General features: G+C 60.9%; 9 protein-coding genes. All 9 read left to right on the top strand.

Going from position 1 to position 13297, the window contains the following annotated elements; all coding sequences use genetic code 11:
• The first annotated feature begins 60 nt into the window (after window positions 1-60).
• The 9 genes from rpsF to AB4N33_RS19140 all read left to right on the top strand — a co-directional run bounded on the left by rpsF (window position 61) and on the right by AB4N33_RS19140 (window position 13193).
• Entirely contained in the window at window positions 61-483 is a 423-nt protein-coding gene (gene rpsF / locus AB4N33_RS19180) for a 30S ribosomal protein S6 (RefSeq protein ID WP_476458020.1), read from the top strand.
• A 28-nt stretch (window positions 484-511) separates the two neighbouring features.
• On the top strand, window positions 512-742 hold the full coding sequence (gene rpsR / locus AB4N33_RS19175; RefSeq protein WP_002551829.1) for a 30S ribosomal protein S18: 231 nt from the start codon (window positions 512-514) through the stop codon (window positions 740-742).
• A 36-nt stretch (window positions 743-778) separates the two neighbouring features.
• Window positions 779-1672, top strand: coding sequence for a YybS family protein (locus AB4N33_RS19170; protein ID WP_460118575.1), 894 nt, complete (start codon window positions 779-781; stop codon window positions 1670-1672).
• A 19-nt stretch (window positions 1673-1691) separates the two neighbouring features.
• Complete coding sequence (gene rplI / locus AB4N33_RS19165) at window positions 1692-2138, top strand: 50S ribosomal protein L9 (RefSeq protein WP_007973276.1); 447 nt, start codon at window positions 1692-1694, stop codon at window positions 2136-2138.
• Between the two features lie 131 nt (window positions 2139-2269).
• The gene (gene dnaB / locus AB4N33_RS19160; RefSeq protein ID WP_460118574.1) at window positions 2270-3667 is read left to right on the top strand and encodes a replicative DNA helicase; all 1398 of its coding nucleotides are present in this window, start codon (window positions 2270-2272) and stop codon (window positions 3665-3667) included.
• Window positions 3668-3812: 145 nt separating this feature from the next.
• A complete protein-coding gene (locus tag AB4N33_RS19155) occupies window positions 3813-6116 on the top strand; it encodes a YgiQ family radical SAM protein (RefSeq protein WP_460118572.1) in 2304 nt (767 codons plus the stop codon).
• 342 nt (window positions 6117-6458) lie between these two features.
• Window positions 6459-9734 (top strand): transglutaminase family protein, encoded by a 3276-nt coding sequence (locus AB4N33_RS19150; protein ID WP_476458019.1) that lies wholly within the window; start codon window positions 6459-6461, stop codon window positions 9732-9734.
• Between the two features lie 88 nt (window positions 9735-9822).
• Window positions 9823-12303 (top strand): circularly permuted type 2 ATP-grasp protein, encoded by a 2481-nt coding sequence (locus tag AB4N33_RS19145; RefSeq protein WP_476458018.1) that lies wholly within the window; start codon window positions 9823-9825, stop codon window positions 12301-12303.
• Window positions 12303-13193, top strand: a complete 891-nt coding sequence (locus AB4N33_RS19140) for a transglutaminase family protein (RefSeq protein ID WP_460118567.1) — start codon at window positions 12303-12305, stop codon at window positions 13191-13193. The genes AB4N33_RS19145 and AB4N33_RS19140 overlap by 1 nt, the downstream gene beginning before the upstream one ends.
• Window positions 13194-13297 lie beyond the last annotated feature (104 nt).

The raw sequence follows: 13297 nt of genomic DNA, 5'->3' as shown, positions 1-13297 counted from the left end.
GTCATTCACTCCTTGTCTGACCGCCTTCGAGCGGCAGGCTACAACCCGTAAGGAGCATTCATGCGTCATTACGAAATTATCTTTTTGGTCCACCCGGATCAAAGCGAGCAAGTCGGCGGCATGGTTGAGCGTTACACCAAGCTGATCGAAGAAGACGGCGGCAAAATCCACCGTCTGGAAGATTGGGGCCGTCGTCAACTGGCCTACGCAATCAACAATGTTCACAAGGCTCACTACGTGATGCTGAACGTTGAGTGCACTGGCAAGGCCCTGGCCGAGCTGGAAGACAACTTCCGTTACAACGATGCAGTGATCCGTAACCTGGTCATCCGTCGCGACGAAGCCGTTACCGGCCAGTCCGAGATGCTCAAGGCTGAAGAAAACCGCAGTGAGCGCCGTGAGCGTCGCGACCGTCCTGAGCACTCCGACGCCGAAGGCGTTGATGGTGATGACAACGACAACAGCGATAACGCTGACGAGTAATCCACGGACCTTTTGAGGAGCCTATTACATGGCACGTTTCTTCCGTCGTCGTAAATTCTGCCGCTTCACCGCTGAAGACGTGAAGGAGATCGATTACAAAGATCTCAACACTCTGAAAGCTTACGTATCCGAGACCGGCAAAATCGTTCCAAGCCGTATCACCGGTACCAAAGCACGTTATCAGCGTCAGCTGGCCACCGCTATCAAGCGCGCCCGCTTCCTGGCCCTGCTGGCCTACACCGACAGCCACGGCCGCTGAGACCGGGTAGTCGACTCGTAGCAAAGGATTGAATGCATGCGTGCCTTGGCTGAGTTCATCATGCGGGGCCGTATGCAGGCCACTCTCGTAGTGGCTGGATGCGCGGCATTGCCGTTGTTGTATTGGTTGGGTGCTGCCGCTGGATGCCTCGTGCTCCTGCGGCGCGGATTGCAGGACGCCCTTGGCGTGCTTGCTCTGGGACTGCTGCCGGCATTGCTCTGGTGGCTGTATTCCGACGACCCACGGGCACTTCTGGTGCTGTTGGGGTCTTCGAGTCTTGCGCTGGTTTTGCGCGCAAGCGAATCCTGGACCCGCGTGTTGCTGGTCAGCATAGCGATGGGAGTGGTGTTTGCAGTGGTGCTGGGGACAGTTTTTGCTCCCCAAATCGAGTTGCTGGCGCAGGCCTTGATCAAGGTCATGCCGTCGCTACTCGGTGATGTCTACCAGAAGCTGTCGGTAGATGAGCAAGCGCATTTTGCGTCGCTGATTGCACCAGTCCTGACCGGCCTGATTGCGGCCTTGTTGCAAATCGTCAGTGTGCTGAGCCTGCTTGTTGGGCGCTACTGGCAGGCGTTGTTGTATAACCCGGGTGGTTTTGGTCGCGAGTTTCGCACCATCCGATTCCCGCTGGGGCTGGCGATGTTACTGCTGGCGTGCATGCTTCTGGGGCCGAACATCGGTCCGCAGATGGCCATGTTGACGCCGTTGTGCAGTGTACCGCTGGTGTTCGCCGGGCTGGCCCTGATTCACGGGCTGGTGGCGCAAAAGCGACTGGCCAGGTTCTGGCTGGTGGGGTTGTACGTCACGTTGTTGCTGTTCATGCAGCTGATCTATCCGTTGCTGGTGGTCCTGGCCATCGTCGACAGCCTGATTGATTTTCGCGGTCGTCTGGCGCCGAAAGACGCCGATAACGCGAACGGTGAAGGTTAAAAGTTAAGAGGATTTCCACATGCAACTGATCCTTCTGGAAAAAGTCACCAACCTGGGCAACCTGGGTGACAAAGTGAACGTTAAGGCTGGTTACGGTCGTAACTACCTGCTGCCTTACGGCAAAGCTACCGCTGCGACCCCAGCCAACCTGGCTGCGTTCGAAGAGCGTCGCGCTGAGCTGGAAAAAGCTGCAGCAGACCGTAAAGCATCGGCTGAAAGCCGTGCCGCCCAACTGGCTGAGCTGGAAGTGACCATCACTGCCACTGCCGGTGACGAAGGCAAGCTGTTCGGTTCGATCGGCACCCACGACATCGCTGATGCACTGACCGCCTCCGGCGTTGAAGTGCAGAAGAGCGAAGTTCGTCTGCCGAACGGCACCATCCGCAACGTAGGTGAATTCGACGTAGCCGTGCACCTGCACGCTGAAGTTGAAGCCACCGTACGCGTTGTCGTGGTAGCAGCTTAAGCAACACCTGATCGGCTGGCGGCTTGCCCGTCAGACGGTTAACATCGGGCACGATCCTGTTTACAGGTCGTGCCCTTTGTCTTTCTGGGAACTCCCGTTTTTCAATCCCTGCTTCTAAAAACCAAGTGACCATGAACGATATTTCCGCTCCTGAGCAATACGATCTGCAAACCGCCGCGCTAAAGGTGCCGCCGCATTCCATCGAAGCCGAACAGGCTGTGCTCGGTGGTCTGATGCTGGACAACAACGCCTGGGAACGTGTGCTCGATCAAGTCTCCGACGGCGATTTCTATCGACATGATCACCGCCTGATTTTCCGTGCGATTGCCAAGCTTGCCGACCAGAACATGCCGATCGACGTCGTCACGTTGGCCGAACAGTTGGACAAGGAAGGGCAGACTTCCCAGGTCGGCGGCCTCGGTTACCTGGGAGAGCTGGCAAAAAACACGCCGTCGGTCGCCAACATCAAGGCCTACGCACAGATCGTCCGCCAGCGCGCGACCTTGCGCCAACTGATCGGCATCAGTAATGACATCGCTGACGCCGCCTTCAACCCGGAAGGGCGTACTGCCGAGGAAATTCTCGATGAAGCCGAACGGCAGATCTTCCAGATCGCCGAGGCTCGTCCAAAGACCAGTGGTCCGGTGGGCGTCAACGAATTGCTGACCAAGGCCATCGACCGCATCGACACCTTGTTCAACACGGGTGAAGGGATCACCGGCCTGTCCACCGGCTACACCGACCTCGACGAAAAAACCAGTGGCCTGCAGCCCGCCGACCTGATCATCGTTGCCGGCCGTCCGTCGATGGGTAAGACCACCTTCGCGATGAACCTGGTTGAAAACGCGGTACTGCGCAGCGAGAAGGCGGTGCTGGTGTACTCCCTCGAGATGCCAGGTGAATCGCTGATCATGCGTATGCTGTCCTCGCTCGGGCGCATCGACCAGACCAAGGTGCGTTCCGGCCAACTGGAAGACGATGACTGGCCGCGCCTGACTTCGGCAGTCAATCTGCTCAACGACCGTAAGCTGTTCATCGACGATACGGCGGGTATCAGCCCCTCGGAAATGCGCGCCCGTACCCGTCGCCTGGTGCGCGAGCACGGTGAAGTCGGCCTGATCATGATCGACTACCTGCAACTCATGCAGATCCCGGGCTCCAGCGGCGACAACCGGACCAACGAGATTTCCGAGATTTCCCGGTCCCTGAAAGCCCTGGCCAAGGAATTCAACTGCCCGGTGGTGGCCCTGTCCCAGCTCAACCGCTCCCTGGAGCAACGGCCGAACAAGCGTCCGGTGAACTCCGACTTGCGTGAATCCGGAGCGATCGAGCAGGACGCCGACGTCATCATGTTCGTGTACCGCGACGAGGTGTATCACCCGGAAACCGAGCACAAGGGCATTGCCGAGATCATCATCGGCAAGCAGCGGAACGGTCCGATCGGGTTTATCCGGCTGGCGTTCATCGGTAAATACACGCGCTTTGAGAACCTGGCGCCGGGTAGCTACAACTTCGATGATGATGAGTAAGATCTTCATCGCCTGACCTGGCCCAATCGTCGCACCGTCGCGATAGGGTCACCACAATTTCCGACCGAATCCGTCGGAATTGGTCAAAATTTGTGCTATATTCCGCGGCCGCGAAATTCCATGCAAGCCAACACCGGTCATCGTCATGCAAACAGCCAAGCCGTTATTTGACTATCCCAAGTACTGGGCCGAATGTTTCGGTCCAGCGCCATTCCTGCCGATGAGCAGGGAGGAGATGGATCAGCTTGGCTGGGATTCCTGCGACATCATCATCGTCACAGGTGATGCGTACGTTGACCATCCGTCGTTCGGCATGGCGATCATCGGCCGGCTGCTGGAGGCCCAGGGCTTTCGCGTCGGTATCATTGCCCAACCAAACTGGCAGTCCAAAGACGACTTCATGAAGCTGGGCGAGCCGAATCTGTTTTTCGGCGTCGCGGCCGGCAACATGGACTCGATGATCAACCGCTACACAGCCGACAAGAAAATCCGCTCCGACGACGCCTACACCCCTGGTGGCATGGCGGGCAAACGTCCGGACCGTGCAAGCCTGGTTTACAGCCAGCGCTGCAAGGAAGCTTATAACCACGTGCCAATCGTCCTCGGTGGTATCGAAGCGTCCCTGCGCCGCATCGCCCACTACGACTATTGGCAGGACCGGGTGCGCAACTCGATCCTGATCGATGCCTGCGCCGACATCCTGCTCTACGGCAACGCCGAACGGGCCATTGTCGAAGTCGCTCAGCGCCTGTCCTACGGCCACAAGATCGAAGAGATCACCGACGTGCGCGGCACCGCGTTCATCCGTCGCGACACGCCCAAAGACTGGTACGAAGTCGATTCCACGCGCATCGACCGTCCGGGCAAGATCGACAAGATCATCAACCCGTACGTGAATACCCAGGACACCCAGGCCTGCGCCATCGAGCAGGAGAAGGGGCAGGTTGAAGACCCGCAGGAAGCCAAGGTCGTACAAATCCTTGCCAGTCCGAAAATGACCCGCGACAAGACCGTGATCCGCCTGCCATCCGTGGAAAAGGTGCGTAACGACGCGGTGCTGTATGCCCACGCCAACCGTGTGCTGCACCTGGAAACCAACCCGGGCAACGCCCGTGCGCTGGTGCAGAAGCATGGCGAAGTCGATGTCTGGTTCAACCCGCCGCCCATTCCGATGACCACCGAAGAAATGGACTACGTGTTCGGCATGCCGTACGCACGCGTTCCCCACCCAGCGTATGGCAAGGACAAAATCCCGGCCTACGACATGATCCGTTTCTCGGTGAACATCATGCGTGGCTGCTTTGGCGGCTGCACCTTCTGCTCGATCACCGAACACGAAGGTCGGATCATTCAGAACCGTTCCGAAGAGTCGATCATTCGCGAGATCGAAGAGATCCGCGACAAGGTGCCAGGTTTTACCGGCGTCATTTCCGACCTCGGCGGCCCGACCGCGAACATGTATCGCATCGCCTGCAAGAGCCCGGAAATCGAATCCGCCTGCCGCAAGCCGTCGTGCGTGTTCCCTGGCATCTGTCCGAACCTGAACACCGATCACTCGTCGCTGATCCAGCTTTATCGCAGTGCTCGTGCCCTGCCGGGGGTGAAAAAGATCCTGATCGCATCGGGTCTGCGTTATGACCTGGCAGTCGAGTCGCCGGAGTATGTCAAGGAGCTGGTGACCCACCACGTGGGTGGCTACCTGAAGATCGCCCCGGAACATACCGAGGAAGGTCCGCTCAACCAGATGATGAAACCGGGTATCGGCACCTATGACCGGTTCAAGCGCATGTTCGAGAAGTACACCAAGGAAGCGGGCAAGGAACAGTACCTGATCCCGTACTTCATTGCGGCGCACCCCGGCACCACCGACGAAGACATGATGAACCTGGCCCTGTGGCTCAAGGGCAATGGCTTCCGTGCCGATCAGGTGCAGGCGTTCTACCCGTCACCGATGGCCAGCGCCACGGCGATGTACCACTCGGGCAAGAACCCGCTGCGCAAGGTGACCTACAAGAGCGATGGCGTCACCATCGTCAAGAGCGAAGAACAGCGTCGTCTGCATAAGGCATTCTTGCGTTATCACGATCCGAAGGGCTGGCCGATGCTGCGCGAAGCGCTGACGCGAATGGGGCGCGCCGATCTGATCGGGCCGGGCAAGAACCAGCTCATTCCGCTGCACCAGCCGTCGACCGACAGTTACCAGAGCGCCCGTCGCAAGAACTCGACCCCGGCCGGTAGCCACAAGGTCGCAGGTGAGAAGACCACCAGGATCCTGACCCAGCACAATGGCCTGCCACCGCGTGCCAGCGATGGCGGCAATCCTTGGGACAAGCGCGAGCAGGCCAAGGCCGCAGCGTTTGCGCGCAACCAACAGGCGGCCAAGGAGCGCAAGGACGCGGCCAAGGGCAAGGGCCCCAAGCCTGCGCGCAAGCCCGTGGTGCCGCGCTGAGGATTGTGTGAGCTGATCAAGAAACGCCAGCCTTCGGGTTGGCGTTTTTTTGTGTGTGATGGCTGCTGGCCTCTTCGCGGGCAAGCCCGCTCCCACAGGGGGCAGGTGTACAAGGAACAAATGTGGGAGCGGGCTTGCCCGCGAAGAGGCCGGTCCAGTCACCGATAAATTTGCCCTCGCCCTCCACGGCAACATTTATGTGCAATTGCTCCTCGCACATTTCCTGCATTGCCCGATTTTGGTGCTGTACTGCCTCCTGTAAAGGGAGAAAGCGCCAGCGCCACCGGGTGGCATAAGTCTTGCGCGCTTTCGCATACGCCCAAGGCTCGCAGGAGGCACGCCGTGTCGATTCATGTCGCATTGCACCACGTCACGCATTACCGCTACGACCGCGCCGTCGAACTCGGCCCGCAGATCGTTCGCCTGCGCCCGGCCGCCCATAGTCGTACGCGGATTTTGTCTTATGCGCTGAAAGTCTCCCCAGAGCAGCACTTCATCAACTGGCAGCAGGACCCGCAGGGCAATTACCTGGCCCGATTGGTGTTCCCGGAGAAAACCGACGAGCTGCGGGTGGAAGTCGATCTGGTGGCGGAGATGGCGGTGTTCAATCCGTTCGATTTCTTCCTCGAGCCCTATGCAGAAAAGATCCCTTTTGCCTACGCCGCCGACGAGCGCAAGGAGCTGGCACCGTACCTGGAAACCCTTCCCCTGACACCGATGTTCAAGGACTATCTGGACGGCATCGACCGCACGCCGTTGCCGAGCGTGGATTTCCTCGTCGCCCTCAATCAGCGCCTGAGTGAAGACATCGGCTACCTGATCCGAATGGAACCGGGGGTTCAGACTCCTGAGCACACCCTTGAGCATGCGTCCGGTTCCTGCCGCGATTCGGCCTGGCTGCTGGTGCAACTGCTGCGCAATCTCGGGCTGGCGGCGCGCTTCGTCTCCGGCTACCTGATTCAACTGACTGCCGACGTGAAAAGTCTGGATGGGCCGTCGGGCACCGAGGTGGACTTCACCGACCTGCACGCCTGGTGCGAAGTCTACTTGCCCGGCGCCGGCTGGATCGGCCTGGACGCGACTTCGGGGTTGTTCGCCGGTGAAGGGCATATTCCGTTGGCCTGTAGTCCGGATCCGGGCTCTGCGGCGCCCATCAGTGGCTTGGTCGAACCCTGCGAATGTGAGTTTACGCACGAAATGTCGGTGGAGCGGATCTGGGAGGCGCCGCGTGTCACCCAGCCTTACACCGATGACCAGTGGCTCGCGATCCAGGTGCTGGGGCGGCAGATCGATGCCGACTTGCTGGCAGGCGATGTGCGACTGACCATGGGCGGTGAGCCGACGTTCGTCTCCCTGGACGATCCGGACGGCGCGCAATGGAACACCGCTGCGCTCGGACCAGACAAACGCCGCCTGTCCGCCGAACTGTTCCAACGCCTGCGCAAACATTACTCACCCAAGGGCCTGGTGCATTTCGGCCAAGGCAAGTGGTACCCCGGGGAGCAACTGCCACGCTGGTCGCTCAACAGCTACTGGCGGCGTGATGGCGTGCCCATCTGGCACAACAGCGCGCTGATTGCCGATGAGCAGCAAGACTACGGCGCCGATGGGGAGCTGGCGAGACGTTTCCTGGCGAGTGTCGCCGAGCGATTGAAGATTGAGACCCGTTTTGTCTTCCCCGCCTACGAGGACAATTTCTATTACCTATGGCGCGAAGGTGCCTTGCCGCAGAACGTCACCGCCGAAGACTCGCGGTTGGAGGACCCCCTGGAGCGTGCACGCCTGCGTAAGGTCTTCAGCCAGGGCCTGGATAAAGTCATCGGCCAGGTGCTGCCACTCGCCCGCACTGCCAGGGGCGACCGCTGGCAGAGTGGCCGCTGGTACCTGCGCGACGAGCATTGCCGGCTGGTGCCGGGGGACTCGCCGCTGGGCTATCGCTTGCCGCTGGCTTCGCAGCCTTGGGTCAAGGCTGCGGAGTATCCGTTCATCCATCCTCAGGATCCGAATCAGGATTTCCCGTCTCTGCCCGACACAGCGCAACTGCAAAGCCCTGACACGGCATCGGTTGCGGATGACCGGGCGCCGCTGATTGACGAGTCCGCGGCCTGGCTGACGCGCACCGCGTTCTGTGCCGAGGCGCGGGAAGGGCGGTTGTACCTGTTCATGCCGCCGCTGGAGCGGGTCGAGGATTATCTGGAACTTGTCACCGCCATCGAGGCCACGGCCGAGGAACTGCATTGCCCGGTGTTACTGGAAGGTTATGAGCCGCCAAGCGATCCGCGGCTGAGCAACTTTCGCATCACCCCCGACCCTGGCGTGATCGAGGTGAACGTGCAGCCGTCCGCTACCTGGGACGAACTGGTCGAACGCACCGAGTTTCTGTACGAACAGGCTCGGCTGACCCGATTGACCAGCGAAAAATTCATGATCGATGGTCGACACACCGGCACCGGAGGCGGTAACCATTTCGTACTGGGCGGTGCGACCCCCGCCGACTCACCGTTTCTGCGCCGGCCCGATCTGCTGCGCAGCCTGATCAGCTACTGGCATAACCACCCGTCACTGTCCTATCTGTTTTCGGGTTTGTTCATCGGCCCTACGTCCCAGGCGCCCCGTGTCGATGAAGCGCGCAACGATGCGTTGTACGAGCTGGAAATCGCCTTCGCGCAAATGCCTGAGCCCGGTGAGCAATGTCCGCCTTGGTTGGTGGACCGGCTGTTGCGCAACCTGCTGATCGATGTGACCGGCAACACCCACCGGGCCGAATTCTGTATCGACAAGCTCTATTCACCCGATGGCGCCACGGGGCGTCTTGGACTGCTGGAGTTGCGCGCTTTCGAGATGCCGCCCCATGCGCGCATGAGCCTGGTCCAGCAGTTGCTGTTACGCGCGTTGGTTGCACGGTTCTGGCGCGAGCCCTATGCGCCGCCGAAGCTGGCCCGCTGGGGTACTGAGTTGCACGACCGCTTCCTGTTGCCGCACTTCATCGAGCAGGACTTCGCCGACGTCATTGTCGATCTCAATGCGGCGGGTTATCCACTACGGGCTGAGTGGTTTGCCGCTCATCTGGAGTTTCGTTTTCCCAAAGTAGGCGACTACGCGGTCAGCGGTATCGAACTGGAACTGCGCCAGGCACTGGAACCCTGGCATGTGCTGGGCGAGGAGGGCACCGCCGGCGGCACCGTGCGTTATGTGGATTCGTCGCTGGAACGCTTGCAGGTCAAGCTCAGTGGCCTGCCGCCACAGCGTTACGTACTGACGTGCAATGGCGTGCCGGTGCCGTTGCAACCGACCGGGCGTGTAGGCGAATTCGTCGCAGGCGTGCGTTTCCGTGCCTGGCAACCCGCCAATTGCCTGCAACCGACGATTCCCGTCCACGCGCCCTTGGTGTTCGACTTGCTCGACACCTGGATGGAGCGTTCGCTGGGTGGGTGCCAGTATCACGTGGCCCATCCGGGCGGACGCAACTACGAGAGCCTTCCGGTGAATGCCAACGAAGCAGAGAGTCGACGGTTGGCGCGTTTCTTCCGCATCGGACACCGTCCCGGAAAACTGGCGATACCCGCTTCTGAAATCAACGACGAGCTGCCGATGACACTCGATTTACGACGTTGCTGAGCCTTGCGCGACGCTCGGATTTTTCGTCTATCCGGGCGTCACAAGCGTGCGTTAGTCTGACTGTTTCCTGCTGTCTGCCGAGCTTTCCATGCCTGACCTGCTAGATCGCTACCCGCTCACTGCGGGCTCCTATCACGAACTGCTCGACGAGAGTGGCGGCGTACGTGTGCATTGGCGTCGGCTGTTCGACCAATTGCAACGCAGCACGTCCGCGCAGTTGGAGCAACGCCAGGCACTGCTGAGCCGGCAGATCCAGGAAAACGGCGTGACCTACAATGTCTATGCCGACCCCAAGGGTGCTGACCGGCCCTGGGAGTTAGACCTTTTGCCGCATGTCATCGCCGCCGATGAGTGGGAACAGCTGTCGGCGGGCATTGCCCAGCGTGCACGCTTGCTGAACGCGGTGCTGGCTGACCTTTATGGCCCGCAACGCCTGATTGCCGAGGGCCTGCTGCCTGCCGAACTGGTGTTCGGCCACAACAATTTCCTCTGGCCATGCCAGGGCATCACACCGCCTGACGGTACTTTTTTACATCTGTATGCCGTGGATCTGGCGCGCACGCCCGATGGTCGCTGGTGGGTGACGGCGGACCGGACCCAGGCCCCCTCCGGCGCCGGTTACGCGCTGGAAAATCGCACCATCGTGTCCCGGGCCTTTCCCGAGTTGTATCGCGACATGAAGGTGCAGCATCTGGCCGGATTCTTTCGCACGCTTCAGGAAACCCTGGCCCGTCAGGCGCCCAGTGAAACGCCGTTGGTAGTGTTGCTGACGCCCGGGCGTTTCAACGAAAGCTATTTCGAACATTTGTATCTGGCGCGGCAGCTGGGCTACCCCTTGGTGGAGGGCGGCGACCTCACGGTGCGCGACGCCACGGTATACCTGAAAACATTGAGCGGCCTGCGTCGCGTCCACGCAATCATGCGTCGGCTCGACGACGATTTCTGCGACCCGCTGGAGCTGCGCACCGATTCGGCCCTCGGGGTACCGGGGCTGCTGGATGCCGTGCGGCAGGGCCGGGTGCTGATGGCCAATGCGCTGGGCAGCGGGGTGCTGGAGTCGCCGGGGCTGCTGGGTTTTCTGCCGAGGATCAACCAATTCCTGTTTGGCGAAGAACTGATCCTGCCCTCCATCGCCACCTGGTGGTGTGGCGAGGCGCCGGTGCTGGCCCAGGCGCTGGAAAAGCTGCCGCAATTGCTGATCCGTCCCGCCTTCCCTTCCCAGAGCTTTACCCCGGTATTGGGGCGAGACCTGAGCGAAGCGCAGCGTCGGACACTCGCCGAGCGCATGCAGGCGCGACCCTACGCCTACGTGGCGCAGGAACTGGCGCAGTTGTCCCAGGCGCCGGTCTGGCAGGCCGAGGGCGGCCAATTGCAGCCACGGGCCATCGGCATGCGCATGTATGCGGTGGCCAGTGGCGAGGGTTATCGGGTGCTGCCCGGCGGATTGACCCGAGTGGCCGCCGAGGCGGACGCCGAAGTGGTGTCGATGCAACGCGGTGGTGCGAGCAAGGACACCTGGGTGCTGAGCGATCGCCCGCCGAGCGGCGAGCAGTGGAAAGCCCAGCGAAACATCGGCGTGCACGATCTGGTGCGGCGCGATCCGTACCTGCCATCGCGGGTCGTGGAAAACCTGTTCTGGTTCGGTCGTTACTGCGAACGCTGCGATGACAGTGCGCGCTTGCTGCGCATCATGCTGGCACGCTACGTCGATGGCGACGACCCGCAAGCCCTGCAAGCTGCCGTCGATTTGGGCGAGCGACTGATGCTGTTGCCCGATGAAGGCTCCTTGCCCGAGCGATTGCTGGCGGCATTGCTCGGCGATGACTGGCCGTTCAGCCTGCGATCCAACCTGCAACGATTGCAGTGGGCGGCGTCGCAGGTGCGCGGCAAGCTTTCCCGGGAAAACTGGCAGGCGCTGGTGGAGTTGCAGCGCGAAGCGATGGAGCTGGAAACCGCTGATCCGGACTTCGGCGAGTTGTTGGATTTTCTCAACCGCTTGGTGATGTCGCTGGCAGCGTTGTCCGGTTTCGCCCTCGACGATATGACCCGCGATGAAGGCTGGCGCTTCCTGATGATCGGGCGACGGATCGAGCGCCTGCAATTTCTCAGCGCCAGTCTGGCGGCGTTCCTGCGCGGTAGTGGGGCGTTCGATCAGGCGGGCCTTGAGTGGCTGCTGGAACTGGGCAACAGCAGCATCACCTACCGCTCGCGTTATCTGGCGGTGGCGCAGTTGATCCCGGTGCTGGACCTGTTACTGCTCGACGAGCAGAACCCTCACGCGGTGTTGTTCCAGCTGAAGTTGGTGACCCGCACGCTGAAACGCTTGAATGACGATTTCGGCGCCCCACGCGAGTCGGGGCTACCGCTTCTGGTGGAGCGTTTGGCCCGCTTCGACCTGGGTTGTCTCGAGTATTCGCTGTTTGGCGATGCCAGTGTTCGTGCAGCAATCGATGGGCTGGCCGACCTGCTGCAAGCAATCGCTGACGCCAGCGGGCAGGTGTCGGATCGCCTGGCGTTGCGTCACTTCGCCCACGTTGATGATGTCAGCCAGCGCACGGTGTCCGTCTGATGAACGCCCGTTACCAGATTTTCCACGACACGCATTATCACTACGACAGTCCGGTGTCGCTGGCCCAGCAACTGGCGCACCTGTGGCCTCGCACCTGTGTCTGGCAGCGCTGCACGGATCAGCAGTTGCAGATCAGTCCCGAGCCGACCTCGCGCCGGGACGAACTGGACGTGTTCGGCAATCCGTTGACACGCCTGGCGTTCGAGCGGCCTCACGATGAATTGCAGGTCAATGCGCGACTGTGTGTTGAAGTGCTGGCGCGGCCTGTTCTGGATTTCACCCGGTCGCCGGCCTGGGAAGACACGCGTAATGCCTTGACCTACAGCGGTCAGCCACTTTCATCAGAGATGCTTGAAGCGTGTCGGTATCGCTTTGAATCGCCCTATGTGCACCTCAAACGCAATTTCGTCGACTTTTCGCAAAGCTGTTTCCCTGCGCAAAGACCGCTGTTACTGGGTGTGCGGGCGTTGATGGAGAAAATTTTCCGCGAATTCACTTTCGACGCCGAAGCCACGCAGGTGGCGACGCCGCTGGTGGAAGTGCTGGAGCGTCGACGGGGAGTGTGTCAGGACTTCGCCCACTTGATGCTCGCGTGTGTGCGCTCGCGAGGGTTGGCGGCGCGCTACGTCAGCGGCTACCTGTTGACCCAGCCACCCCCGGGCCAACCACGCCTGATCGGTGCCGATGCCTCCCATGCCTGGGTGTCGGTGTATTGCCCGGTACTGGGCTGGGTGGATTTCGACCCGACCAACAATGTCCAACCGGCGCTGGAACACATCACCCTGGCCTGGGGCCGGGACTTCTCCGATGTTTCGCCATTGCGCGGGGTGATCCTGGGTGGCGGCAATCACGACCCGGAGGTGCGGGTTACCGTGATGCCGCAGGACTGAATGCCCCGCCCCTGTAGGAGCGAGCATGCTCGCGATGGAGGCTCAGGCGGCGATGGCGTCCTGACACCCCGCGTCATCGTTGACGACCATCGCGAGCATGCTCG

The sequence above is a fragment of the Pseudomonas sp. S1_E05 genome, assembly GCF_056337105.1.
This window is presented reverse-complemented; position numbering and strand designations above follow the sequence as displayed.

Bases quoted from the DNA above. Each gene is read 5' to 3' on its own strand.
- rpsF (WP_476458020.1), top strand. From the start codon at position 61: ATGCGTCATTACGAAATTATCTTTTTGGTCCACCCGGATCAAAGCGAG.
- rpsR (WP_002551829.1), top strand. From the start codon at position 512: ATGGCACGTTTCTTCCGTCGTCGTAAATTCTGCCGCTTCACCGCTGAA.
- AB4N33_RS19170 (WP_460118575.1), top strand. From the start codon at position 779: ATGCGTGCCTTGGCTGAGTTCATCATGCGGGGCCGTATGCAGGCCACT.
- rplI (WP_007973276.1), top strand. From the start codon at position 1,692: ATGCAACTGATCCTTCTGGAAAAAGTCACCAACCTGGGCAACCTGGGT.
- dnaB (WP_460118574.1), top strand. From the start codon at position 2,270: ATGAACGATATTTCCGCTCCTGAGCAATACGATCTGCAAACCGCCGCG.
- AB4N33_RS19155 (WP_460118572.1), top strand. From the start codon at position 3,813: ATGCAAACAGCCAAGCCGTTATTTGACTATCCCAAGTACTGGGCCGAA.
- AB4N33_RS19145 (WP_476458018.1), top strand. From the start codon at position 9,823: ATGCCTGACCTGCTAGATCGCTACCCGCTCACTGCGGGCTCCTATCAC.
- AB4N33_RS19140 (WP_460118567.1), top strand. From the start codon at position 12,303: ATGAACGCCCGTTACCAGATTTTCCACGACACGCATTATCACTACGAC.